This window comes from Streptomyces sp. NPDC017936 (assembly GCF_044328485.1).
Taxonomy (GTDB): domain Bacteria; phylum Actinomycetota; class Actinomycetes; order Streptomycetales; family Streptomycetaceae; genus Streptomyces.
The window spans coordinates 78,228-103,415 of record NZ_JBIRHK010000026.1; the positions used below are offsets into that span (position 1 = coordinate 78,228).

The 25,188-nt window shown below is 69.5% G+C and carries 19 protein-coding genes and 5 pseudogenes; 13 read left to right on the plus strand and 11 right to left on the minus strand.

Going from position 1 to position 25,188, the window contains the following annotated elements; all coding sequences use genetic code 11:
- Positions 1–172: 172 nt before the first annotated feature.
- Positions 173–2,020: a leucine-rich repeat domain-containing protein gene (locus ACH4F6_RS37100; protein WP_397964849.1), complete on the minus strand. Its 1,848-nt coding sequence runs from the start codon at positions 2,018–2,020 to the stop codon at positions 173–175.
- A gap of 596 nt (positions 2,021–2,616) precedes the next feature.
- Positions 2,617–3,099: an Lrp/AsnC family transcriptional regulator gene (locus ACH4F6_RS37105; protein WP_397964850.1), complete on the minus strand. Its 483-nt coding sequence runs from the start codon at positions 3,097–3,099 to the stop codon at positions 2,617–2,619.
- An 88-nt stretch (positions 3,100–3,187) separates the two neighbouring features.
- Between ACH4F6_RS37105 and ACH4F6_RS37110 the strand changes: the two genes are divergently transcribed.
- A complete protein-coding gene (locus ACH4F6_RS37110; RefSeq protein WP_397964851.1) occupies positions 3,188–4,198 on the plus strand; it encodes a DMT family transporter in 1,011 nt (336 codons plus the stop codon).
- A gap of 921 nt (positions 4,199–5,119) precedes the next feature.
- Here ACH4F6_RS37110 and ACH4F6_RS37115 read toward each other — a convergent pair.
- Positions 5,120–5,725: pseudogene (locus ACH4F6_RS37115) on the minus strand (SARP family transcriptional regulator); the annotation flags it as partial.
- A 75-nt stretch (positions 5,726–5,800) separates the two neighbouring features.
- On the opposite strand from ACH4F6_RS37115, the gene ACH4F6_RS37120 reads away from it, so the two are divergent.
- Positions 5,801–6,679, plus strand: a complete 879-nt coding sequence (locus tag ACH4F6_RS37120) for an alpha/beta fold hydrolase (protein WP_397964852.1) — start codon at positions 5,801–5,803, stop codon at positions 6,677–6,679.
- Between the two features lie 940 nt (positions 6,680–7,619).
- On the opposite strand, the gene ACH4F6_RS37125 is transcribed toward ACH4F6_RS37120, so the two are convergent.
- Entirely contained in the window at positions 7,620–8,204 is a 585-nt protein-coding gene (locus ACH4F6_RS37125; RefSeq protein WP_397964854.1) for a TetR/AcrR family transcriptional regulator, read from the minus strand.
- 90 nt (positions 8,205–8,294) lie between these two features.
- Between ACH4F6_RS37125 and ACH4F6_RS37130 the strand changes: the two genes are divergently transcribed.
- The 6 genes from ACH4F6_RS37130 (at position 8,295) to ACH4F6_RS37155 (ending at position 13,040) form a co-directional block, all read left to right on the plus strand.
- Positions 8,295–9,173 (plus strand): SDR family oxidoreductase, encoded by an 879-nt coding sequence (locus ACH4F6_RS37130; protein ID WP_397964856.1) that lies wholly within the window; start codon positions 8,295–8,297, stop codon positions 9,171–9,173.
- A gap of 69 nt (positions 9,174–9,242) precedes the next feature.
- The gene (locus ACH4F6_RS37135; protein WP_397964857.1) at positions 9,243–9,980 is read left to right on the plus strand and encodes an SDR family NAD(P)-dependent oxidoreductase; all 738 of its coding nucleotides are present in this window, start codon (positions 9,243–9,245) and stop codon (positions 9,978–9,980) included.
- Positions 9,981–10,232: 252 nt separating this feature from the next.
- Complete coding sequence (locus ACH4F6_RS37140) at positions 10,233–10,604, plus strand: DUF2255 family protein (RefSeq protein ID WP_397964859.1); 372 nt, start codon at positions 10,233–10,235, stop codon at positions 10,602–10,604.
- Between the two features lie 454 nt (positions 10,605–11,058).
- Entirely contained in the window at positions 11,059–11,331 is a 273-nt protein-coding gene (locus ACH4F6_RS37145) for a hypothetical protein (protein WP_397964860.1), read from the plus strand.
- A 430-nt stretch (positions 11,332–11,761) separates the two neighbouring features.
- Positions 11,762–12,331, plus strand: coding sequence for a hypothetical protein (locus ACH4F6_RS37150; protein WP_397964862.1), 570 nt, complete (start codon positions 11,762–11,764; stop codon positions 12,329–12,331).
- Positions 12,332–12,815: 484 nt separating this feature from the next.
- Positions 12,816–13,040 (plus strand): hypothetical protein, encoded by a 225-nt coding sequence (locus tag ACH4F6_RS37155; RefSeq protein WP_397964863.1) that lies wholly within the window; start codon positions 12,816–12,818, stop codon positions 13,038–13,040.
- 8 nt (positions 13,041–13,048) lie between these two features.
- On the opposite strand, the pseudogene ACH4F6_RS37160 reads toward ACH4F6_RS37155, so the two are convergent.
- Positions 13,049–13,388, minus strand: a pseudogene (locus tag ACH4F6_RS37160) (IS5/IS1182 family transposase); the annotation flags it as partial.
- A gap of 223 nt (positions 13,389–13,611) precedes the next feature.
- Here ACH4F6_RS37160 and ACH4F6_RS37165 point away from each other — a divergent pair.
- Positions 13,612–14,013 (plus strand): hypothetical protein, encoded by a 402-nt coding sequence (locus tag ACH4F6_RS37165; protein WP_397964865.1) that lies wholly within the window; start codon positions 13,612–13,614, stop codon positions 14,011–14,013.
- 474 nt (positions 14,014–14,487) lie between these two features.
- A complete protein-coding gene (locus ACH4F6_RS37170) occupies positions 14,488–14,955 on the plus strand; it encodes an SLC13 family permease (RefSeq protein ID WP_397964885.1) in 468 nt (155 codons plus the stop codon).
- Here the strand turns inward: ACH4F6_RS37170 and ACH4F6_RS37175 are convergent.
- Both ACH4F6_RS37175 and ACH4F6_RS37180 read right to left on the minus strand, forming a co-directional pair.
- Positions 14,884–15,162, minus strand: a pseudogene (locus ACH4F6_RS37175) (transposase); the annotation flags it as partial. The gene ACH4F6_RS37170 and the pseudogene ACH4F6_RS37175 sit on opposite strands and share 72 nt — an antisense overlap.
- Positions 15,135–16,580, minus strand: a complete 1,446-nt coding sequence (locus ACH4F6_RS37180) for a hypothetical protein (RefSeq protein ID WP_397964867.1) — start codon at positions 16,578–16,580, stop codon at positions 15,135–15,137. The pseudogene ACH4F6_RS37175 and the gene ACH4F6_RS37180, both read right to left, overlap by 28 nt.
- Before the next feature lie 614 nt (positions 16,581–17,194).
- On the opposite strand from ACH4F6_RS37180, the gene ACH4F6_RS37185 reads away from it, so the two are divergent.
- Entirely contained in the window at positions 17,195–18,370 is a 1,176-nt protein-coding gene (locus ACH4F6_RS37185; RefSeq protein WP_397964869.1) for an MFS transporter, read from the plus strand.
- 228 nt (positions 18,371–18,598) lie between these two features.
- A complete protein-coding gene (locus ACH4F6_RS37190; RefSeq protein ID WP_397964871.1) occupies positions 18,599–19,174 on the plus strand; it encodes a TetR/AcrR family transcriptional regulator in 576 nt (191 codons plus the stop codon).
- Positions 19,175–19,213: 39 nt separating this feature from the next.
- Here ACH4F6_RS37190 and ACH4F6_RS37195 read toward each other — a convergent pair whose 3' ends face one another.
- Positions 19,214–20,887, minus strand: a complete 1,674-nt coding sequence (locus ACH4F6_RS37195; protein WP_397964873.1) for an amidase — start codon at positions 20,885–20,887, stop codon at positions 19,214–19,216.
- A gap of 118 nt (positions 20,888–21,005) precedes the next feature.
- Positions 21,006–22,421, minus strand: a complete 1,416-nt coding sequence (locus ACH4F6_RS37200; protein ID WP_397964875.1) for an amidase — start codon at positions 22,419–22,421, stop codon at positions 21,006–21,008.
- Between the two features lie 459 nt (positions 22,422–22,880).
- Between ACH4F6_RS37200 and ACH4F6_RS37205 the strand changes: the two are divergent.
- Positions 22,881–23,594: pseudogene (locus tag ACH4F6_RS37205) on the plus strand (CocE/NonD family hydrolase); the annotation flags it as partial.
- A gap of 333 nt (positions 23,595–23,927) precedes the next feature.
- Here ACH4F6_RS37205 and tnpA read toward each other — a convergent pair.
- Positions 23,928–24,230 (minus strand): annotated as a pseudogene (gene tnpA, locus ACH4F6_RS37210) (IS200/IS605 family transposase); the annotation flags it as partial.
- A gap of 15 nt (positions 24,231–24,245) precedes the next feature.
- Positions 24,246–25,054 (minus strand): IS5 family transposase gene (locus tag ACH4F6_RS37215; RefSeq protein ID WP_397964877.1). Its coding sequence is split into 2 segments (ribosomal slippage): positions 24,246–24,712 and positions 24,712–25,054, totalling 810 coding nucleotides; the frame shifts between segments, so codons are not numbered across the junction.
- Positions 25,055–25,188: the final 134 nt, after the last annotated feature.

Genomic DNA, 25,188 nt, shown 5'->3' on the forward strand with positions numbered 1-25,188 from the left:
ACCGCCCCTTTGAACCGTGGTTCTGCGACCGTGATCCGGGGGCGTCACAGGGTCGGGATGCAACCGGTTCCGCAGGAACCTCAGTCGACAGCCCTCCGCCCAGGCATTCGCCGCCGCTCTCGCACCATGAACCTGCAACGTTGCGACGATCAGGCGAATCCGCCGTGAGGGCCTACTCGTACCGTGTGACTCCCCGGGCGGCGAGTGCCTCCAGCACCGGATCGGTGCCGCCGTCCTTCTCTCTTTCGTACATCTGGTAGCGCGGTGGCTTGAACCGGTCAAGGGCCGGGATGTCCAGCAGCGGGCTCCAGTCCTTCAGCGCGGTGCAGAAGTCGATGTCGACATCGGTCAGGCCCGGGAGAGCCGTCAACGCACCGATGTCCGTCAACTTCTCCGAGAAGAGCCGGATCCTCCGCAGGGCGGGACCCGCCCGCAGGCCGGACAGGTCTGTCCACGGCAGCTCGAAGAGCAGGACGTGCCGGCACTGCTGGGCGGGAAGCGTCCGGATCCGGGGGCAGCGGTACACCTCCAGCGTGCGCAGCCGCGGCAGTTGTGCGACAGCGTCGAGGTCCGTCAGGATCGGCAGGCCCGACAGGCTCAGCTTCCTGGCTCCGCAACCGGCCAGTCCGGACAGGTCGGCCAGGACCGCACAGCCGCTGATCCTTATGTCCTCCAGGGCGGACAGCGTGCCGAGGGAGCCGACCGCGGTGAAGGAGGGGCAGTCCTCCACGCACAGCTCGCGCAGGGCCCTCAGATGGCCGACCGGCCCGAGCTCCGACAGGTTCTGGCAGCTGTCGATGCGGAGCTCGGCCAGCCGGGGCAGCTCGCCGATACCGCCGAGACTGCGCAGCGCGGGGCACCACCTGACCGACAGGGTCTCCAGAGCGGGCAGGGAACCCAGCGAGGCCAGGTCACGGAGCCCGTCGATCTCCTGCAGGTAGAGCAGGTTCAGCTCGGGCAGCCCGTCGAGCGGGGCGAGGTCGCTCACCGCGGGGCACGCCTCGATGTCCAGGACGACCAGCGAGGTCAGTGCCTCCAGTCCGGCGAGGGACGTCAGCCGTTCACAGGAGGTCAGGTGCAGGGACCTCAGGCCGGTCAGGGCGGCGAGGCCACGCAGGTCCCGCAGGACGGGGCACTCCTCCACGCGGACGCGGTCCAGGTCGGGGTGGGCGCCGAGACCGTCGAGGCTTGCCAGCCGGCTGCACTTCTCCAGCCGCAGTTCGGTCAGCCGGGGTAGTGCGTCGATGCCCTTGAGGCTGGTCAGTCGTTTGCAGCTGACGAGGTCGAGGGTGTGGATCCCGCTGACGCCGGTGAGGCCGTCAAGGTCGCGTATGCCGGTCCAGCCGAGGTTCAGCTCGGTGAGTGCCCCAAGACCGGCGAGCTGGCCCGCGTTCCGGAAGGAGCGGCAGCCCTGGAGGTTGAGCTTCTCCAGCCGGGGGAAGGCCGCGCCGAACCCGGCGGCACTGCGCACCTTGGTCATGCTCAGGTCCAGGTGGCGCAGGTTCTTCAGGGTCAGCAGCGGCCGGGTGTCCTCGATCGCGCGGCAGCGGTGCAGGGTGAGGCTGGTCAGCGAGGTCAGGCCGCTGAGCGGGGTGAGGTCGTGGATGCCGGCGCAGCCGTTGAGGTCGAGTTCGACCAGGCCGGTCAGCGCGGCCAGATCGGTGATGTCGGTGATCTCCTTGCAGCGCAGGACGGTGAGGCTGCGCAGCATCGTGAGGTGGCGCAGGCCGCGCAGCGACGTCACCGAAGTCAGGAACAGGCTGGTGACACCCTCGCGGGTCATCGCCGGGGCCAGCAGTGCGGCGCAGAACCCGTCCGGGTCTGCAGCCGACAGCCACAGCTGCAGCAGCAGTTCGTGCGGTAGACAGGCTGCCGTGACCAGTTCGGCAGCCTGCGTGAGTGCCTCCCCCGAGTCGAGGACGGCGATCAACTCGCGCACGCGCGCCTCGGCGTCGAGCGCGTCCCCTGGGGCGGCGGAACCAGAAGTGGCCCCGGAAGCGGGGGATTTCATGGACGACATGAGCCGGGAGTCTAGGCGTGCGCTCCGACATCGGCCGACGACCACCGGCCCGACCGTCCGCCGGGATCCGCCCGAAGCGTGAACATCGGCGTACGCATGCGGGACATGTCCGATGCCGTGATCCGGGTGCCGGCTGAGGGGTGACACCGTCTCGCGGTCCTCGCGGAGTCCTGCGGGACGTCGATCCGCGCATTGCTCACTGGGTGACCAGGCAGGGATGCGAGCGGTGGTGAGTGGCTCAAGCCAGTCCGGTAGTGGGGCGGCGCCCGCGAGGACCAGCTCGCAGTCGGGCAGGACATCACCGACCTCGACACCGCCACCGCCGGCCTCACCCCGCCCCGAAGCTCCGAGGTCGTCGAAGGACATGGGAACCGGGTGAGAACACTCAAGTGGGCCATACACGGCCGAACCTCGCCCGAACTCCTCCGAACCCGTCCCCTCCCCCAGCCTTGACCGTCACGAAACCGCAGACAGAACCTTGGTAATCCCCGGGTCTGCTCCTCGCCCGGTTGGCTGCCGGTTCAATCCGAGGGTTGGGCGGGTTCGGGGGGCGAGCGTGCGCGCCCGGGTGTCTGCCTGCGGCCCGTTGCTGTTGTTCACCGGTGTCGCCGGGTGGGACGGGGCTGTTCGGGGGCGGTAGCCGGTTCGATGATGCGCGACTGGACGTGTTCGTACGCCATGGTCGTCTGTACGTCGGCCACCTCCCGCCGTTCGGTGAGCCGGTCGATGACGAAGGCGTAGACCCCGTTCACGTCCGGCACTGCGATGTGCAGGAGAAAGTCGTAGGCGCCGGAGGTGACGAACATGGCGATGACTTCCGGCAGCCGCTGCGCCCACTCCCGGAATCCCTCGATGACCGGCCGGGCCGGAGGACGGATCCGTACCGAGATCAGCGCCTGCACGGGCCGCCCGGCCGCCTCCAGGTCCAGTGCGGCGTGATAGCCGGTGATCAGGCCGCGCTCCCGCAGCAGTCGCACCCGTTCCAGCGACGTCGACGGCGAGACGCCTGTCTTCGCGGCGAGGTCCCGGTTGGTCTGCCGTGCATCGTTCTGCAGCTCCCGCAGAAGAGCCCTGTCCACCGCATCAAGTTCCACAATTCTTCCATTTTCCCTTATGACGTTCGCTGCCTGCTCAATCGTGGCGCATACTTGCCTAGCCTATAGCGGCATGAGGCGACAGAAGCAAGGTTTCTCCAGCGGTGCCGGACTGATCCTCGGGGCCGCACTGCTGTGGGGCACCGTCGGACCCGCGCAGGCCCTGGCCGGCGCCTCCATGGGCCCGGCCGCCCTAGGCGGCTGGCGGCTGCTGGTCGGCGGCGCGGTGCTGGCCGCACCCGCCTGCCGCCGCCTGCCCGCCCTGCTCCCCGCGCTGCGGCACGGTCTGGCCCGCCCGCTGCTGATCTGCGCCACCGCCACGGGCATCTACCAGGCGGTGTTCCTCTACTCGACCGCCCGCACCGGCGCCGCGCTGGCCACCGTCGTCGCCCTGGGCACCGCCCCCGTCGCCACCGGCCTGATCGCCCGGGCCGTATGCGGCGAACGCCTCACCCGAACCTGGCTGGTCTCCACCGCCTCCGCCGTGATCGGCTGCGTCCTGCTGATGGCACCCACCGGAACCGGCGTCGACGCCCTCGGACTGCTGGCCGCCACGGTCTCGGGCGTCTGCTACGGCCTCTACACCGTGTACGCCAAGCGGCTGGCCACCGACCACCCGGACGTCCACCTGCCGATGGTGTCCGCCCTCTCGTTGCTGCTCGGCGCCGTTCCGCTGGTGCCATGGATGGCCGCAGACACCGCCGCGCTCGGGCAACCCGCCACGCTGAGTCTCATCGCCTGGCTGGGGTTGGCCACCACCGCCCTGCCGTACGGCCTGTTCTCCGCGGGCATCACCTCCACCAGCGCGGCGAGCGTGGGCACCCTCAGCCTCGCCGAACCCCTCACGGCATCCTTTCTCGGCGTCTTCGTCCTGCACGAGCGCCTCACCGCGACCGCCGCCCTCGGCAGCCTGCTGATGCTCGGCGGACTGGCCGCGGCCTGCCTGCCCGCGCCCCGTACACGACCCACCACGCCGCCGAGCGAGCCGTCCGTCACTCCGTCCGACCAACCTCAACCGGCGGCAGGACACGCCGCTGCCACGTCCCCGTCCAGAAGCACCAGCCGTGTCCCCCGAACGAACTGACCACCGACGATGTCCGTACTGGCCTGTCCACCCGGCAGGCGAAGCTCAAACGGGTCCGTCCTCATCGGCGCCGCCCTGCCCGCCGGACGGCAGGCCGACGCCGATGCCTGCATCGCCGTGGGCATCGGCCGGCAACTATCCGCAACCCCCGGGCGCCGAGCGCGAGGACGACGCCAGGCTCCTCCATCCGGGGCCTCCCCAGGCCGGATGTCGGGCTCCGGCCGCCCGCACCACGACACTGAACGCCCTGCGCAACAGGGCAGCCGAGGAGGAAGACGTCGTCATCGCCGACAGGTCCGGACACGCGCAGGCAGCAAGGGTCCACGACCAGGAAGGATCCGGAGCAACTCGCCGGCACGCCCCGAGGCGGCGGACCTCACCTGCTGCGCAGTCGGCCTCCTCGGCCCCCGCGACCACGTCGACAAACCCGTCGGGAAACTCCCCCTGTTCCGCTGGCCCTCGCTCGCCGAGAGACTCGGCATCGCGCCGTCCACCTGTCCGGAACGCACCAGGCTGCTGCACAGACGCGGCATCATCCAGGGGTACAGAGCCCAGGTCTCCCTGCACGCACTCAACCACCCGGTACAGGCAATGGTGGCCACTCAGGTCCGGTCGCTGCGCCGGGACGTCGTGGCCGCCTTCGAACAGTCGGCGACCCGGCTACCGGAAGTCGTCTCCGTCCACACGATGACTCGGGCTCAGGCAGCCTCCGAAAAATGCGGAGCCGGCGCAGAGGGCGAGCGCGGCAGCCATACAACTGCCGTGGTCCTGCCCCGCGTGGCATCGAGACCGTCGCCGGCACACCAGCCGCCCGGCGCCGACGGCGAATGCCACTGGAACGTCATGGCGACCTGATTCCGCCGGGGCCGTGGGGGGGCAGGTGAGCGCCAACGGGTCCGTGATGCGCGGAATCTGGGCCGCTCACCCCGCTTGGGCGCATGCCTGGGTCGCTGCCAGGTAGCGGGCCACCGGGCCCAGGGTCAGCATTCCGCCGGCGGCGCCGGCGTGTTCCGCGCGGGCACCGCGCAGGGCGGCCGCGGCGTGCGCGGCGATTCCGCGTTCGCCGAGGCGTACGGCGGCGCGGGCGGTCAGGCACCACATGGCCTCCCGCATGTGGTCATGCGGTGGTTCGGGCACCGCGGCGAGGGCGGTACGGGCCTGCTCGCCCCGGTCCTGGGCGAGCAGCACGAGGGGTCGCGCCCAGGGCCGGTACGGACCCCGGTCGAGGTGCGGGTCGGTGGGCGCGGGCCGGTCGTGCAGCAGGCGCAGTCCCAGGAGGGCGAGCGGGAACAGGCCGCGGTGCAGCCCCGGTATTCCGGCCGTCCGGAGGGTGTCCTCGGCAGCGCGGTGGTGCGCTGCGGCCGTGACGGCGGTCGGTCCGCCGGGTTCGGTGCTGCGGGCTGCCGCGGCCCGGGCCCGGAACCACCTGGTGAGGACGAGGACGAGGGATGCCTCGGTGGCGGCGACGAGCTGGTCGGCCGCATCGGCGTGCGCGGTCGCGGCGTCGTGGTCGCCGGCCGCGCCCGACCGTACTGATCCACTGCTGATCGCCGTCGTCCAAGCTGATCCGGTCGTGTCCCCGACCCGAAGCGATGGTCCCTCGTGATGCTCACCATTCCCGGCTTCGAGCACGTCCGCCTGCCCGGTGCGGGCGGTGTGGAGCTGGCCGCCGCCGTCGGCGGCAGCGGCAGCCCGGTCGTGCTGTTGCACGGTTTTCCCCAGACCCATCTGATGTGGCGGCACGTCGCCGAGCGGCTCGCCGGCGAGCACACGGTGATCTGTCCTGACCTGCGGGGTTACGGTGCCAGCGACAAGCCGGCGGCCACCGGCCCCGATGTGTACGCCAAGCGCACCATGGCCGCTGACGTCGTGGCCCTGGCGGCGGCGCTCGGCCACGAGCGCTTTGCCCTCGTCGGCCATGATCGGGGCGCCCTGGTCGCTTTCCGGGCGGGGTTGGACCACCCGGAGACCGTCACGCACCTGGGCATCCTCGACATCGTGCCGACGCTCGACATGTGGAACGTCCTGCACGGTGCTTCGGCGGCGGTCGGCTACCACCTCTTCCTGATGGCGCAGCCGTCGGGCCTGCCGGAGGCGATGATCGCGGGCAGTGCGGACGCGTTCTTCGGCTCGTTCCTCGACGCCTGGGCCGACGACCCGACCGCCATGCCCGAGGAGGTGCGTGCCGAATACCTGCGGGCGAGCGGCGCGGCGGTGACGTCGATCGTCGCGGACTACCGGGCCTCGGCGGGCATCGACGTCCTGCACGACCAGGCTGACCTGGACGCCGGATCGCAGTTGGCCATGCCCGTGACGGTCGTCCAGCAGGACTGGGGCGCGCAACTGGGCTACGACGCCGCCGGGGTGTGGAAGGCGTGGGCGCCGGACCTGGACCACCGGCTGACCCGAGCGGGACACTTCATGGCCGAGGAGGCGCCCGACGAGATCGCGGCGGCGATCCAGCACCTGCTGGCCCGCTGAGCCCTCTGGTCTCGACCTGTCGGCTGGGGCACGGACGGTCGGCGAGCCACGAACGTACGGGCCCCTGAGGCCGGTGACGCGGCCGGCGGATGGTCAGCCCGCGCGGTGTGTCCACGGGCTGACGGCAGGTGTGCGGGCACTCGGCCAGCGCCGCACACCGATCGACCTGTGCACAGCAGGGCCGATGCAGGGCCTGCGGTGGCGTGGGCACGTCCGTCGGCGAGGCACTGCTGAACGTTTCCGGGGGAGGGGGCCCTCGCGCTCGTCCTCGATGAGCATCCGCTTGTGTCGACCGGCACGCAGGTTCCGCAGCCCGGCCTCCGTCCGAGGATCGGGCACCGGTTCCCCGCCCCTTGCGAGTCCGGGCCGCCGTACTCGCTCTCCGGCCCCCACAGCCCGCCGTCCGCACCGTCCGCCTCACGGCCGACGACGCCACCGGCAGCGGGGCCACCGTCACCATCCGGCTGGCGCATCCGCCCTCCCCGCGCTTCCCGTGACCGGCAGACCGGCAGACCGGCAGGGCGAGGCTCGACCGCGTCGAAGCCCTGCCGGGCACGGCCCCGTCTTCCTGGCAGGTGCCGGGCGCAGGCGTCCGCAGCGGACCTCCGCGGACCAGGAGCCGTCGAACAGCCACGTCCCCCGACCTTGGGAGAAGCCTCCTGTGCCACGACATTCCGATGCCGGCTGCCCGGCCGCGCCCGATGCCCGGGAGTTCGACGACCTGCCCGGCCGGCACGGCAAGGGCACGGTGCCCGGCACGACCGAGCCGGCCCCCACCGGCCACCTGCCGCACCAGGGGACGTCCGCGCGGCGGGTGAGCGAGCCGGGTACCGAGGCCACGGAAGGCGGGGGACGGCTTCGGGAAGGAAGCTGTGCGGCCCGCCGTGCGCCGGCCGCCGCCTCGGCTTCGCCATGGGCTGTCCGGTGCGGACGCAAGCGCCTAGGAGTGGGGTCGGGGCGGCTGGACGAGTCCGGCGACGGCGGCTGCCACCGCGTCCCGGCGCCGCGGCGAGAAGGAGGCGGGGCCGGTCCGCGCCTGCAGTGCCTTCAGCGACCAGGAGGCGGTCTCCCAGCTCATCACCAGCGCGACCGTCATGGCCAGCAGCTCCGTCGCCGGAATGTCGGTGCGGACCCGGCCCGCGGCCTGCGCCGCCTCGATCGCGGCGACGTTGCGCCGGTATTCCGCGACCTCGGCGTCGATGGGCCGCTGGCGTTCCAGTCCTGCCCACAGGTACAGCCGCCGTACGTGGGGCCGCTGCTCCAGCCGGTCGAAGAGCTCGCCGGCGTACTCGGGCAGGCTGCTCGCGTCGATCGAGACCGCCTTCGCCAACTCGACCATGCTGTCGGCGACGACCATGTCGAACAGCTCTTCCTTGGTCCCGAAGTGCATGTAGATCGACCGTTTGTTGGCTTTGGCCTTCTCGGCGATGCGGTCGACCCGGGCACCGGCCAGGCCGTACCCGGCGAACTCCTCGACCGCCGCCTTCTTCAGTCGCCGCTTGGTCTCCGTCGCATCAGGTGGCATGCCTCCATCGTACATAACCATCCGGGTATTTACACGGCCGCTGTCGTGGGCTATGAATGTATCCGGTTAGTTACCCACCGAGGAGCACCCATGACTCGCACCTGGTTCATCACCGGCACGTCCTCCGGCTTCGGCCGCCACCTCACCGAACAGCTGCTCGCACGGGGGGAGCGGATCGCCGCCACCGCGCGGCGGCCGGAGACCCTCGACGATCTGGCGGCCCGCCACGGCGACCGGCTCTGGCGCGCCAGCCTGGACGTCACCGACACCACCGCGCTGCGCGAGGTCGTGGACCGCGCGTTCGCGGAGCTCGGCCGGATCGACGTCGTGGTGTCCAATGCCGGCTACGGGCTCTTCGGAGCGGCCGAGGAACTCTCCGACGAGCAGATCGACCGGCAGATCGCGACCAACCTCACGGCCTCGATCCAGCTGGCCCGCGCCACCGTCCCGCACCTGCGCGGACAGGGCGGCGGACGTTACATCCAGATCGCGAGCATCGGCGGCCAGGTCGCCTTTCCCGCCATGAGCCTGTACCACGCCACCAAGTGGGGCATCGAGGGATTCTGGGAGTCGGCCGCCGCCGAACTCGCGCCCTTCGGCATCGGCGTCACGGTGGTCGAGCCCGGCGTCTCCCGCACCAACTTCGGCGGCACCAGCGCGGAACTCGGCGCACCCCTGCCCGTGTACGCCGACGGGCCCTCGGGACAACTGCGCGCCAGCCTGTCCGGCGACCTGCCCCCGCTGCCCGCACCCGGCGACCCCGTGAAGATCGCGCGCGCCATCATCGCCGCCGCCGACCAGCCCGAGGCCCCGTTCCGCCTGACGCTGGGCTCCGATGCCTACGCCATGGCGACCACCGCCCTGCGCGACCGTCTCCAGGCCCTGGAAGCCGGGCGGGACCTCGCTCACTCCACCGACGCCGACGACACCATCCCTGCCAGCAGCCCCACCCGCCCCGTCGGCAACTGACCCACCCCGGCCTCACGACAACCCACCCACCACCGGCCTCGCCGACAATTGAGAGGACCAGCAGTTCCCATGTTCGACTTCACCGGCAAGACCGCCCTGATCACCGGAGCCACCGGCGCACTCGGCACCGCACTGTCCATCCGCCTCGCCCAGGCCGGCGCCAACACCGTCGTCACCGCCCTGACCGGCGCCGACCAGCTGGCCGCCGGACTCGGCGGCCCCGCCCTCGGCGTCCGGCTCGACGTCACGAACGAATCCGACTGGTCCGAAGCGATCGACCGGACCGAGGCCCGCTTCGGACCACTGGACATCCTGATCAACAACGCCGCCCACCTGAGCGTCGGCACCACAGAAAGCATCCCGCTCGACGAGTTCCGGCGCGTGCTCGACACCAACCTCATCGGCGCCCTGCTCGGCATCCGCGCAGCCGCCCCCTCCATGCGCAAAGCCGGCGGCGGCGCGATCGTCAACGTCAACTCCATCGCCGGACTCTCGGCCGCCCCCGGCCTCGTCGCCTACAGCAGCAGCAAGTGGGCGCTGCGCGGCCTCCTGCGCGCGGCCGCCAAGGAACTGGCCCCCGACAACATCCGCGTCAACGCCGTCCACCCCGGCATCATCGAAACCCCCCTCGCCTACGGCCCCGACGGCACCGAACTCGTCCCCGTCGACAACCTGCCCATACCCCGCCGAGCCGCCCCGGAGGAGATCACCGACTTCATCCTGTTCACCGCCTCCGACCAGGCACGCTTCGCGACCGGCTCCGAAATCGTCGCCGACGGCGGCTTCACCCTCGGCCCCCTCACCTGACAGGCACCGCCCGGACACCCGGACACCACAACCCGCACACCGCACCTCGCACCCGGCCGCTGCGCACACCCAGCCAGAAAGACCCTCGTACGGCAAGGCGGGGGCGCGGGCGGGAAGTCACCGCCACCAGTGTCCGACCGCGGCCCGGGGCGCGGCCGGCGCGGCAGGTATCGCGTCAGCCGGTTCGTGGCGGCGTATCACCTCACCCTGATCCACCATCCGATGATCTCCGAAAGCGAGTCACCTACCGCCATGTCCCCCTGGCCGGCACAGACCCTCAAGACAGTCGCCTCCACCGACGACCTGCACGTCGCTCCCTACCGCGAAGACGGCGTGACACCAGGAACCCTGATCTGGGTCTGGTCCGTCGTCGTCGGCAACAGCGTCTTCGTCCGCTCCGCCAACCCCCGCTCCCGCTGGTTCGCCGCGGCCATGCGTGAACGCGCCGGCATCGTCCGCGCCGCCGACTACGAAGGCCCGGCCACGTTCACCCTCGTCACCGACGAAGAACTCAAGAACCGGATCGACGCCGCCTACACGGACAAGTACGCGCACGACCCCTACTTCTCACCCACAATCCTGGAGAAGTCCCGGCAGCAGATCGCCGAGATCCGCCCCGCCTGAACCGGCCGATGAACAGCGGCCCCGGGACGTCATCGTCCGAGAACACCCGGGGCCGCCTCTGTGCCCGGCACTCACCGGCTTGCGGCCTGGACGATCCCCGGCACGAGGCGGCCAGGCGACGTCGGCCCGGCCAGGGCGACCGTCAACGGCACTGCGAGCACAGGGCGACGGTGGACCACGCAGCCCGAGCCGGATGACGAGAACCAGGCCCACAAGGACCGGGAGCAGCAGGACGAGCAGCCGGGCGGCCCCAGGCAGACGTCCACCGCCACGGCCTCGTCCCGGTCATGGGCCTGCTTTACCAGCGACGTGTGTCGGAGGGCGGCGGCCCGTTCGCATCGTCCGCCTGGACCGCGAGGTCAACGGGCCGATGCCCACACCGCTCACCCCCGCCCAGCAGCAGCGCAATATGACGGCTCATGGCCGGCCCCAAGGCCGCGTAGGGGGGGCCGGGATGTTCACCGACTGGCATGAGGCCCTTGAAGCCTTCGACGGCCTGCCCCTGAACCCTGCCAACACCGAGCAGGAAACCGCCGCGGCCCGGACCCTGGCCCGGGGCGCCACCAGCAAGGAGGACCTGCTCCCCCTCCTGGACGCGGTCGGCCTGCCCAGCGACGACGACACCCTGATGCAGCGCGACTTTGGTCGGTCACCCCGTCTACCGGAGCCTCCTTGCGTTCGTAACGGCCTGATCATGCCGGCTCGACGCCCGCTTCCAGCCGCCTGATCACGGCCTTGTGCAACACCCTCAGAGCAGACGCTGGACGCGTTCAAGGACCACCAGCTGCGACGGCCGAGCCAAACACGCCGCGGCAGCCCGGCAGGGATCGATGACGCCGCCTGGAAACTGTTCTTCACCAGCAACCACTTCCTCATTACGGTCGCCGACATCGTCACCGCAGCCCGGGGCGCACCCGCCGATCTCCCACGACGGTGGCCGTGGGCATCGTACGTGCCCCGGTCCGGTTCACCCACCGTCGGTACAAACGGGAAAACCTGTTGGTCTTCCGTGCCGTTTTCGTTCAGCGGCCCGCAAGGAACCGCTAGCCCATGCCTAAAGTCACCGACGGTGCTATCAGCACAGCCCATACGGCAGGTGCTGATAGCCATGTCAGCGCGGTGCGCACCTGTACCTCCGAACTCCCGAGGAGAACGCGATGAGCGTCACTGACTCGTCCCCTGGCTTCAAACGCGACGTACGCTCCGTGCCCGTACCGGTCCAGACGTCTGGCAGTGTGGAATACCAGGTGCAGTCCGTGCCGAACGCCGCCGCGCGGATCATCCCGACGGGTGGACGGGGCATCGCGTGGGATCGGCTGCGGCTATGGCGTACATACGGTGATCGGTATCGCGAGGCAATGACTGGCGCGGCACAGGCATTGACCCGGTCTCTGGGCCCTCCGGGTAACGTCCGTCACAACCGTGTCGAGGCGCTCGCCGATCTGGCGGCCGTCCACCTTTACCTGACGGAAGAGTGGGAGAAACTCGACGAGGCGTTGTCGGAGGGAACGGTGGGGGAGCACCTGTCCCTCGCCCGGTGTCTCGCTTCGGGACTGCGTCGGCTGGCCTCCTACCGAGGTCCGGCGATCGTACGCACCAACGCGGTCGGACCGGTGACCGAGTGGTACCGCGAGAACCAGTTCGTGACGGAGCATAGTTTCTGGACGGCCTCGGCGTCGTCAGCCACGCTACGGGCGGGGGACCCGCCTTCGTCGTGTGGTCGCTGACCGCACGACGAACTGCGGCGGTAACCCCGCACGCCCCGGAACAGGTGATCTTTCTACCCGGTACACGATTCAAAGTGCTGCGAGTGATTGACGGACGACAGCCCCTCGTGCTGATGCGGGAATTATTCCCGCAGGAGGCGGCCGGGCACCCATCCCACCCTGCCGGCGGGGAGGGATCCACATGGCTGGATGAGAGCACATTGGCTGAGCTTGAGAGCATGACACACGCCGACTCACGTGCGGCGGATCCGCTCATGCCGGTCGCCTCAATTGTCTCCGGTCCGCGGCAACGACCCCCCGGGCTGATCGTCACACCACGGACCGGCAGGCACCCCGCTCACTGAGCGACTCTGTCAGGGATCTTGAGGGCCTGGTTCATTTGCCTTGCCGCCACCAGCATTCCCAGGTCAGATCTCGTAAGTCGAGGCAGCGCTGGAAGGCACTGCCGTAGCTCTTTAACACATCGATCTCACGGAGGTTCACTGTGAAGCGTCACTCTTTGCCCCTCGCTGTCGCGCTCACCGCAACTGCGGCCCTGCTGCTGACGGCATGCGGCGCCGGGGAGGACAAGCCCAGCGGCAATGACAAGATCGCAGGCACCGACCAGCCCTCGCGGGAAACGGCGAAGACGGCAGGGGCGGAGAAGGACAAGCCGGAGAAGAAGAACGAGGTGGTGACGATGAACGACGGTTCGAACTTCATCAATTAGACCGTGTTCTATGCGGTGAGGCGGACGAGGCGCTTGTAGCAACACAGGGCGGCGGCCAGACCAAGAAAGGCCAGGTAGTTGCGGGAATCGCGCCGTAGCGGTGGTTGAGGCGGCGGTAGCCGGTCAGCCGGGACATTGTCCGCTAGATCGCCCACCTGCGCCGACCGAGGCACTCGCTGGACTCGATGCCTTTGCGGGCGATGCGCACGCCGATCCGCTTGCCACGCAGCCATCGCCGCAGGTAGGGCACGTCGTAGGATTTGTCGGCGTGCGGGCGTTGGGGCTTGGAGTGGCGGCCGCGGTGGGGGCGTGTCTCGTTTGGTGACCGGCCACCATCGGAGCCACCCCCACCCGGCATCCCGCCTCACCCGGCCGACTGTCCGAAATACCGGATGCCCCGCCCTTCGGATCCTCATTTGCGGTCCACCGTTTTCGGTATTTCTCGCCACGCTCACAAGCAGGACATTCCGGAGCAATTACCAGGAGGTCCGAAATTGATTGCTTGACCTTTCAATATTGAAGCGATAACCTCTATTCCGGTTCACCCGCCTCCGTGCAGATGGGAATAGCCATGACGTTACGCCCCCTTGCCCTCGGTCTCGCCTCCGCCGCTTTCGTGGCCGCGATGGCCTCCGCCCCGGGCGCCTCGGCCGCCGGCTCCGCCGCCTCGGACGAGCCCTGGCCCCCCGGTAACTGTCCCCAGGGCAACTTCTGCGTCTGGCCCAACTGGGCCACCATCCCCGACCCCGCTCCCACGGAGCCGTCGGTGGTCACCAACCAGGACTGGACCGGGAAGGCACCGGCCCTCACCTACTACAACTACACGTCCCGCAACGCCGACCTGGGGTACCTCTACACCCTCCCGGACGGCTCGCAGCAGCCGAACACGTTCTGCGTGCCGGCCCACCAGGGGAACATCTTCTACCTGCCGGTGGAGGTCACCAAAGTGACGTTCCGCGACAGCGCCTGCTGAATCCGGCGTGCCGTCCACCGCCCTCACCGGGGTGATGGCCGCAGTCCCCCGCGCGTCGGCGGCCGTGCCCGACAACTGCCCATGAGGCGATTTCCGCGTCTGGTCCGTGCGAGGTTATCCCACCCCCGAGGAAGCCCCCGCCCTGGCGACCGATGGGAAATGGTCCGGACGTGTCCCCGGTGCCTCTCGGTGCCATGTTCGACAACCACACCGGCCGCGCTGGGGATCTGGAGTACGGCGTCGCGGCGGACGGAAGGACGTACGAGTGCTCGGGGTGCGTCCGGGGGAGCGACGGACAGCTTCGTGTCGGTCACGAAGCTGAGCTGGCACGAGGGCGACGGTCCCCGCGACTGCGCCTCCGGCGAAGCCTTCGAGCCGGTCGAGGCGGACTGGCGGATGTGGTTCAACGCCGCCCTCACCCTGCTGCTGATGGTGCTGCTCGTCCTCGAGGTCGCCGACCTCCTGGTGCTGTTCATGGTCGCCTTCGTCCTCGCGCTGCTGGTCAACATCCGCGCCATCGGCGACCAGCAGGAGCTGATCAAGCGCCAGGCCGCCAACGCCGTCCCCGTGATGATCCTCGTCCTGGCCGCCGGCGTCTTCACGGGCATCATGACCGACTCCGGAATGATCAAGGCCATGGCGGACGCCGCCCTCTCGATCGTCCCCGACGGCTGGGGCAGCGCCATCCCGCTGTTCACCGCGGTCCTCGCCCTGCCGCTCGGGTTCTTCATGTCCAATGACGGCTACTGGTTCGGCGTGGTCCCGGTCCTGGCCGAGTCCGCCGCCCACTACGGCATCGACGCCAACGAGATCGCCCGCGCGGGCGCCGCATTGCGCTGCTTGTACGCCTTGCCGCAGCCGACGGCCGACCTGGTCGGACAGCTGGGGTATGACAGCGCGGATTCCGCGTCGCCGGAGATGACTGCGGATTGCGCGGGATGAATACGCACGGTCCGCCAGGACGGCATCGGGTCGGGTTCTGGGCCGACCGGGTCCGCCTCGCAGAACAAGGATGCTGGCTATGACGGTCTCGAAGGCCGGGGCGTCGCCCGCCGGACCTGCGGTCAACGGAACAGCCACCCACCCACCAGCCGTGTCAACAACGGTGCGAATCAATACACCTAACGGGCGGACTGCTCCCCGCTGCCGATGAGTTCGCTCGGCGTCTGCGCCACCCGGTTGACGATGTCGATGAAGGCCCGCGCGACGGGACCGAGGTCCGGCTTGTGGACCAGGTCGATTGTGTCGGCCTTGTCGTAGAGGTACAGCGGGCCGCTGATGAGGCTGATGGTCGGGACGCCGGCGTCGTAGATCAGGTCGGCATCCGTGGGGAGTTCACCGATGAGCGGGACCAGCTTGTCGGCCGACAGGCGGATCGTGCGCTGCAGGTCCTGGGCCGTGACGGCCTCGTCGATGACCGTCTTCAGCGCCGGGCTGACGTTCTCGAAGATGCCGCGGTACTCGGGGCGGTCGAACACCTTCAGCTGACCGTCGGCGCCGACCTCGGCCTGCTTGGCGATGTGCTCCAGCGTGATGTTGGCGACGATCCGGCGGGGGAGGTCCGCGGCGGTGATGAAGGTTTCGACGAACTTCTCGTGCGCCGAGTAACCGGTCCAGTGGCTGTCCATCAGGACGAACATCAGCGTCTTGGGTCGCTCCGCCTGCGGAATCCGGCTGTAATGGCGTGCGAGGGCGAGGACTTCGGCGGTGCCCGACGCGTCCTCGACGCCGCCGTCCCAGGCGGAGTCATGGTGCGACTGGATCATGATGGTGTCGGTGTCGGCGCCCTCCAGGTAGCCGATGACCGTGCGGGCCGGGGTCGCGCGGCGCTCACCGTCGAGGCGGAGGACGGCCTTGGAGGTGCCATGCGCAGTGGCGGCCCGCAAGTCCGCCCCGACGGCCTTCGTCACCCACAGGCCGGGGATGGTGATGTCCTCCAAGTACTCGGTACGGATGTCGTCCGAGTCGAAGTAGTCGGCGAGGACGGCGACGAATCCGGCTGCCCCCCTCTTGATCGCCCGCCCGACGACGTCCTCGTACGTGCTGACGTACGGGTTGGCCGTGTCGAGGTCGGCGGGGTCGAGGGTGCCGTGGGGGTCGTAGATGAACTCGCCGACCTCCAGCAGCGCGCTGCGGGGCATGATGAAACGGAGGTCGAACAGCACGATCTTGCCGTGGACGTCTACCTGCGCGAAGTCGTCCTGCGTGCCGTCGCCCACGTCGACGATCGGCGCCACGATGCCGTCGGGGCCTGTCGTGAAGGGTGCGTTGCCGGTGTCGAAGGAGAACATCACGGGCTCGTGCGGGAAGGTCGTTCCGCCGACCTCCAGTTGGGAATAGGAGGCGTGCCAGTTGAACGACTCGGCCTCCTGCACCTGGATGTCGGTGAGGCCGAACTCGCGGAACTTGTCGCAGAGATAGTCGGCGGAGCGTCGGTCGTCGAGCGTCTGCGTGCCGCGGGCGGCGTATGCCGTGAGGTCCTGGACCCAGGAGAAGATCTCTTCGCTGTCGGGCACGGAGGTGTCGTGACGCTCATCGGCCGTGGGGTCAGATGCGTTCGCGGACATGCCGAGACTCCTTCTTCTGTGGAACGACTGTGCTTTCGCTGTGCATCCGGCGCCGATCACCTCGGTCGCCGTGGCGGTCACCCTGCCGGCTGGTGCGATCGCCGATCGAACGAGACGAGGACGGCCGCTCGGAGCCGAAGGGGCAGTTCGATTGGGCTGCCCGCGGCGTGCGGATCGGCCACCCGGGCCCGGCGGCCCTGACCTGATCTGGGTACCCGTCAGGAAATATATCACACGCTATATAACCGCCATCCGTAGTCACGTAGGCGCTTTGAGTGACGGGTGGATGCGATAGCGGTCACTTGCTTTTGTGTGACAGGTGCTGCAAAACTGATCGGAACACGATGTGACGCACGACCGCATTGCCGTATGCCCGACCTACCGAAAAGGGCATGTGCCCCACCGTGGAGGGCGGCCTCTGCCATGCGAACCCCAACCAAGCTTCCCGACCGGTCCGCCGCATTATCCGACGCGGGCCGCCTCCTCCCGGGAACATCGCTTTCTGATCTTGTGCTGCCGAACCAGATTTCGGCGCCTGCGAGGAATCGAGGTCTAATGTCCGGCCAGCGCTCGTCCCTGGTAGTCCTGACTGCCCCGCCGTCCCGAGCAGGTCGATGAGCGGCGCTGCGGCCCGGTCATCGGCCGGCGCGGTCGGTCTGAGCGTAGGGGCTGCACTCATCACAGGTGCCACGCTCGGCAATCTCGGTTCGACGCTCATGCCCGTGCTGCTGCCGGGCATGGCCGAGCGGTACCACCTGTCGAGCACGAGCACCGGCTTGGTCGCCACCCTGCAACTGCTGAGCACGGCCGTGATGACGCTCGCCCTCACCGCCCGGGTCGCGCGTCCGGGACGGGTGCGCATCGCCCGGCTCGGGCTGGTGATCACCGTGGTGGGATTCGGCATCGCGGCTGTCGCCCCCGACATCACGGTGCTGATCGTGGGCAACATCATCGCCGGTGCCGGTCTCGGCGTGGTGAACGCCGCGGGAATGGCCGCGATCGCCGCTGCCGAGGACACGGACAGAGCCTCGTACGTGGCCGTGCTCGGGGCCACCTTGGTGATCGCCGCACTCATCGTCGCGCTCCCGGAGGCCCAGAATGCCTGGGGCGCCGCCGCGGAGTTCGGTGTGCTGGCCGTGTGCTGCATCCCGGCGCTTTGGCTGATGCGACCACTCCCGGACGCCCCCACGCGAGACCTCAAACCGGCGTCGGCCACACCGATCCCGGTGGTGTTTCTGCTCGCGGTGGCCCTGCTCAGCGCCTCCGACCAGGGCGCCTGGTCCTACAGCGCCACGTTGGGGGAGCGGTACGAGGGCCTGTCCGCCGACACCGTCTCGGTGGTGCTGGCCGTGGCGTCGTTCGCGTCCCTTGCCGGTGTTCTGGTGTGCGGGTTCGCCGTCCCCAGGTGGGGCCGCAACGCGCTGATCACGTTTTTCATTGTCGTCGAAGGTCTGGCCAAACTCGTCATCGCCGCCATTCCCTGGTCGGTCGCCTTCGTCGTGTCGGCCGTGGTCTGGCAGGTCTGCTTCATGGCGTTGCTCGTCCTGGTCCTCGCCGTCGCCGCCTCCGCCGACGGCTCCGGACGTTGGGTAGCGGCCGCCACCGGGGCACTGGCCATTGGTACGGCCCTAGGTCCTGCACCGTCCGGATGGGTCCTCGACACGATGGGTCCCACGGGCTTCGGGATCTTCCTCGCCCTGGCCACGGGCGTGGCCGCGGTGCCCCTGCTGCGTGTCTGTCGGGCCGCTGCCAGCCGTCAGACGGAGGACTGCCTGCCCGCCCTGCTGTAGCCCCCTGTGGGGGCGCGTGTCGGGTCGCTGCCGACCGGGCGTGCCTCCGGCACGTCGGAACGCCCACCGGCTCCCTGAGGGCCCTCAGGCCACCTGAAATCCTTGGGCGGGGCCGGGTGTCCGATCCGCCTCCGGGCCGGCACACGGGATGTGTAGTGTTTGTTCTACAACGCTGGCCAAACCCACCGGAGGTGCCACGTGCCGCGGCAGGTCGATGCCGAGCAGCGGGTGCATGAGATCGTCATGGCCTCGGTGGCCGCCCTCAACGAGGGGGGCCTCCCGGAGCTGACGCTGCGGAAGATAGCCAAGCGCATGGGCGGTTCGATTACCCTTATCACGCACTACTTCCAAGACCGCGAGGCTCTGCTCCAGGCCATTCTGGACTACACCCTGTCCGACGCCGATGCCTTCCTGCTTGAGCTGGCCTCCATCGAGGACCCGCTCGAACGGCTCAGGACCTCCCTCCGGTGGTTCCTCCCGCTCACCGAGGAGACCCTCGCGCTGGAGAAGACCCGCGTCGCCCTGGTGGCCTACCGGCACGCCGAACCGCTCCTGCGCGCCCGCAGCGACGAGCTGGAGCCGGCGATGCGCTCGGTGCTCAGGCACGGGCTGGGGGGATTCGTGCCTGCCGAGCGGCTGGACGCATCCATCGATCTCGCCCGGTCCTGGGTCTCGGGGATGGCCCTGTCGGCCGTGGAGCACCCCGAGATGTGGACCCCGCAGCGGCAGCTCGCCACCCTGGATGAGTTCGTCACGCTGTTGATGCACCAGCGGCAGGTGGCGCGCGTCACGGGCGTCAGCTGAGCGCACCGCACCGGTCACGGCGGCCACAGCCGGCGTGGATCAGGCGGTGAGCAGGCCGGGCAGCACATTCTCAATGAAGCCGGTCTGCTGTTCCCAGGCGCGCGCGAGGCCCATGAGGGAGAAGTCGTCGTGGTTACGGGCGATGACCTGGAGCCCGATGGGCAGGCCCGCCTCGTCGAACCCGGCAGGCATGGCCAAAGTCGGCGCGCCCAGCAGGGTGCCGATCGTGGCGACCTCCATCCACCGGTGGTAAGAGGACATCTGCACCCCGTTGATGCTCCTGGGCCAGTCAAGGGCCGCATCGAACGGCATGACCTGCGCCGTGGGGAGGACGACATAGTCGTACTCCTCAAACAGGGCGTGGAAGGCCCGGTACAGGTCGCTGCGCCTCACGGAGTTCGTGGCGACGTCGATGCCGCTGATGGGGCCGGTGCCGGTGCCGTCGGGGCTGCTGCCGGTGCCGACGAGGCCCTCGTACTCGTACAGCGCCTCGGGCTTCAGCAGATCGCGCAGGCCGGCGTCGATGACCGTCTTGACGCCCATTCCCGCTTGGAGGTGACGGTAGGTCAGCCAGGTCGGCCACAAGTCCTCGTTGCCGCGGAACGTGCCCGCGGCAGGCAGCCCCTCGACCAGCGTGACGCGGATACCCAGGTGGAGGAAGTGTTTGAGGGCGGCGCCAGTGGCGTCCAGGACGGCCTTCTCCATGGGGAGGTAGCCGCCCAGGTCCCCGAGCCAGGCGACCCGCTTGCCGTTCTGGTCGGCGGTAAGGTCGGTCAGCCGCGTGGGGTCCTCGGTGAGGGACAGCGGTGCCTGGCTGTCGTATCCGGACATGGTGCGCAGCAGCAGGGCCAGGTCGAGGGCGGTACGGGCGATAGGGCCCTCGACTCCGCCCTGGGCAAGGAACACGTCGCCGCCGGGCGACGGGACACGGCCGTAGGAGGGGCGCAGGCCCAAAACGTTGTTCCAGCCGGGCGGGTTGCGCAGTGACCCCATGAAGTCGCTACCGTCGGCGACGGGCACCATGCGCAGGGCGACCGCGACGGCGGCGCCCCCGCTGCTGCCTCCGGCAGTCCTGGTGGGATCGTAGGCGTTGCCGGTGACCCCGTGGACGTTGTTGTATGTGTGGGAGCCCAGGCCGAGTTCCGGGGTGTTGGTCTTGCCGATGAAGATGGCGCCCGCGGCCCGCAGCCGCGCCACGAAGAGCGAGTCGGCGTCCGGGCGCGGGGCCCGGCCGAGGGGGAGCAGGCCGTGCGTGGTGGGTAGCCCCGCGACATCGGCGAGGTCCTTCACCGCGTGCGGGAAGCCATGCATCCAGCCCTGGTGAACACCCAGCGACAGCAGACGGTCCTTCTCCCGTGCCTCCCCGAGGAGTTCGGCGCGGGGGCGCAGCGAGACGATGGCGTTGACCCGCGGATTGACGGCCGCTATGTGATCCAGATGGGCCCGCATCACCTCCTCGCAGGAGACAACGCGGCGACGGATGGCGAGGGACAACTCTGCGGCGGTCCAGTACGGAATGCGGGACAGGTCGTCCGGGCGCCGGACGTCGCGAAGTCCGCCGTCCCGCCCGCCGACGCCGCCGACCGGCGCCGGCGGGTACATGACGGGGTGGGCGGAGGGGCTCGCGGCTGTGACCGGCACCGCGGCCTCGTCGGCACGGCCGCAGGGGGAGACGTCGTGCGCGGAGAGGGCGGAGTGAGCAGTGTCCGTCATGTTCTCGTCCTTTGCGGTGCCCGAGGGAGATCAGTGGCCCACCCGGTGCGGGCGAGGGCTGATGACGGACGACCGCCGGACCCCCGTGAGGGGGCGGCCGGCCGGACCGCCGGGAGGCTCAGAGCGAGGGGTGCCGGGTCCACCAGTCGGTGGAGCGCTCGTAGCGGGCGGCGGCCGAGACGACGGCCGCGTCCGCGTGCCGGGGGCCGATGAACTGCAGGCCCACGGGCAGTCCCTCGGACGTGAAGCCGCATGGCACGGAGATGGCCGGCAGGCCCGCGTGGCTGGGGCTCTCGGTCAGCCGGTGCAGATGGCCACCGGGCAGCTCCAGCGACTCGCCGTTGACGCTCGCGGGGCCACCGATGTCGCCCGCATGCGGGAAGGCCGGGAAGGGGGTGGTCGGGGTGACCAGCAGGTCGAACCGGCTGAACACGTTCGCGTAGGCGAGGTAGATCTCGGTCTTCGTGTCGCGCGAGGCACGGCTGACCTGCGCGGGGGTGAGGGTCGCCGCGCGCTCGGCGATACCGGCGGTCAGTGGCCACACGTCGAGGCCGTTCTCGACCATCTCACTGACGTAGTTGATGTATTCGGGGCCCCAGTAGGCGACGAAGAACTCCAGCGGGTCGGGGAGGTCGACCTGGAGCTCTTCCACAACGGCCCCGGCGGCCCTCAGCTCATTCAGGGCGGCGCTGAAGACACGCTCGGTCTCCTTGTCCACCGGGCCGTGCTGGCGCCCGTGGTCGGCCGCGATACGCAGGCCGCTGAGGTCGCCCTCGGCGAGGGCGGCCTCGGCGTAGCGCTCGCCGGTGGCCGGGAGGGAGAAGCGGTCGAGCGGGTGCGGACCGACGGTGACGTCGAGCAGGAGCGCGGCGTCCACGACACGTCGGGCCAGCGGGCCCTCGGTGCTGTCCGGCTCGGTGTTGTCCTTCAGAGGGATGCGGCCGGTCGACGGCTTGATGCCAACCGCCCCACATAGCGACGCGGGGACGCGGATCGAGCCGCCACCGTCGGAGCCCCAGGCGATCGGGGCGATACCGGCGACTGTGGAGGAGGCGGCACCGCCACTGGAGCCGCCGGCCGCGCGGGAGGTGTCCCAGGGGGTCCCCGTGGTGCCGGTCAGCTTGCTCTCAGTGACGCCCAGGAGGCCGAACTCCGGGGTGGTGGTCTTGCCGAGCAGGATCACCCCGGCCTCCTTAAGCCGGGACCACGAGATGGCGTCTTCAGCGGGCACATACTCGGCGTAAGCGACACAGCCGTAGGTGGTGCGCACACCGGCAGTCTCAGTGAGGTCCTTCACTGTGATCGGGACGCCGTACAGCGGGGGCAGGTCGCCACCGGCGGCGAAGCGCCGTTCCGCTTCTCGGGCCTGCTCGCGAGCGGTGTCGGCCGTGATGGTGACCATGACATTGAGGCGGTCGTTCACCTGCTCCGTGCGCTCCAGCGCGGCCTCGACCACCTCGACGGGCGACAGCTCCCGGCTGCGGTACTGACGGCCGAGTTCATGGGCGCTGAGCCACGTCAGATCGTCGGTCACGGCTGCTCTCCTTCAGTCTTTTATGAAGCAGTTGCTATATCAACGCCTCGGGGCCGGTTACGTCAAGGGCGAAGGAAGGGCGAGTGCGCGATGCGGCTGATCCCTGCGGCCCACTTGCGGACGGCTTCGGCGGCGCGGAGGTCCAGGAGGTCAAGACCCTCCGCATGTGTCCGGTTCACCAGGGCAGCCGGATACGACACCCCCTTGGTGTGACCTTGACGGTGCCTCATCTCCGAGTCAAGATCCCGTCGCAGGCGTTATACAACACTGCTTCTGTTTAGCTGATGGCCCAGACACACCGACCGCCCGCCCTGGCCGGACCCGCCGCTCGCCTCCACGCGCTCCGGACCGCGAAGATCGGAGTCAACCCCTATGGAACTCACCTTCGGGACATCTACAGGTGCCGCCGGGACGCAAGTCACTGGACCCGCGCCGGTCGATCCGCGCGCCGATTCGGTCATGGTGACCCTGCCGGACGGTGTCCAGCTGGCCACCGACGTCTATCTGCCCGAGGAGGCGAGCGCGCCCCGGCCGGCGGTTCTCGTCCGACTGCCATACGACAAATCCGGCCGCTACACCCTCCTACCGAAGATCGCCGCCAGGCTGACCGCCCACAGCTTCGCCACCGTGGTGCAGGACGTACGCGGCAAATTCCGCTCCAGGGGCAACTAGGTCCCGTTCGTCAACGAGGCCGCCGACGGAGCGGCAACTCTTGACTGGATCACCGGGCAGCCCTGGTCCAACGGGGTTGTCGGCATGATGGGCGACTCCTACTACGGCTTCACCCAGTGGGCCGCGGCCTCCACGGGACACCCCGCGCTGCGCGCCATCGTCCCGAGGGTGACGGGATCGGAGTTCTTCCGGATGTTCTCCCCGGACCAGGTGCCCAAGCTCCCGCTGTACGAGTGGATCGTCCACACCTTCTCGGTGCCCGGGATGCTCGAGCGGCCCTTCGCGGATGCCTCGGACAGCGGCGGCGCCCGTTACCACGTCCCGGAGGAGGCGCCACATGTGGCGGGGCTGCTGAGAGACCTGGTGACCGCGAACGCCGATCTGTCACTGCCCGGCCGGGCCTTCCCCTCCGGCACGCCCGCCGCGCGTCTCGCCCTCCCGGCGCTGCACATGGGCGGATGGTGGGACAACCTCCAGCGGTCCCAGCTCGCGGACTGGCGCGCGGTGAACGCCTCCCCGGCAGCGGCGCACCAGTTCCTCCGCATGGGTGCCACCGATCATGAGGACTTACGTCTCCACGAGGACGACGAGCCCCACCACGACCACGAGACCAACGACGGCGCGCTCCGCCGCTACCTCGACGTCATGATGGCCGACCCTCTCGACTTCTTCGACCACTACCTGCGTGAGCGCGGGGGAGTGTGGCACGCCCCTCGAGTGCGCTACCGGGTCTATTTGCAGTGCACCGGGCTTCAGCCCGGTGGTGAAGCGAATCTTTGGCCCGTTCTGACCTGGGCTGTGTGCACGGATCCGCGCTGTTCGCCTCGGTTCAGGTCAGAGCGGCCGGTTCTGTTGCTCGATGTACTGCTTCACGATGCTGAGCGGTGCGCCGCCGACCGACCCGGCGAAGTACGAGCCGGACCACAGGCGTTGTGCCCGCCAGTAATGGCGGACGAGGTCGGGGAACTCTTGGCGGAGCCTGCGCGAGGACACGCCCTTGAGGGAGTTCACCAGCCTGGACACGGCGACCTTCGGCGGGAAGTTCACCAGCAGGTGGACGTGGTTGGCCTCGCCGTTGAACTCGACCAGCTCGGCCTCGAAGTCCTCGTATACGGCCCGCATGATCTCCTCGCACCGCATTGAGACGTCGTTTCACTTGGTGAGTCGGCGGTAGCCGATGAGGGCTGCGGCTATGCCGACGAAGGCCAGGAAGTGTTCGGCCTTTCGCTCGTAGCGGCGGTGCAGCCTTCGGCATCCGGCCAGCCAGGCGACCGTTCTCTCGACGACCCAGCGGTGTCGGCCCAGCCGCGTGGAGGACTCGATTCCCTTGCGTGCAATGCGGTGGCGGATGCGACGCTCGCGAAGCCATTTCCGCAGGTGGTCGTAGTCGTAGCCCTTGTCGGCGTGGAGCTTGGCCGGGCGCCGGCGGCGCGGTCCGTGGCGGGAGCGGATGGGCGGGATCCCGCGCACGAGCGGCTGCAGGCCGAGGCTGTCGTGCGTGTTGGCGCCGGAGATGCCCAGCGACAGGGGCAGTCCGTTGCGGTCGGTGATCAGGTGGATTTTCGATCCCGGCTTGCCGCGGTCGGTCGGATTCGGTCCGGTGAGTGGCCCCCTTTTGCCGCCCGGACGCTGACAGAGTCGATGGCGCATCGCGACCAGTCCAGCTCGCCCCGAGCGCCGAGTTCGTCGAGGAGCACCCGGTGCAGCCTGGCCCACACCCGCTCTCGGCTCCACTGGGCGAAGCGCCGGTAGACGGTGGGCCAGGCTGGTCCGAACACCGGCGGCAACTGCCGCCAAGTGCAGCCCGACGTGGCCACGAAGATGATCGCCGCCAAACATTCGCGGTCCCCGGCTCGTCGGCGGCCGCCGCCCTGCGGGCGTATGACCTCCGTCGGCGGGACCACCCGCCGGAACAGCGTCCACAACTCGTCCGGCACCAACCGCTCGATCAGATCCGTCATGCACGGCTCAACGAGCGATCACACCATCAGAAACGACGTCTTAGACCGTGTCCTACATGGTCAGTTTGAGGAACCGCTTGTAGCAGCAGAGGGCGGATGCCAGCCCGAGAAAGGCTAGGTAGTTGCGGGGGTGG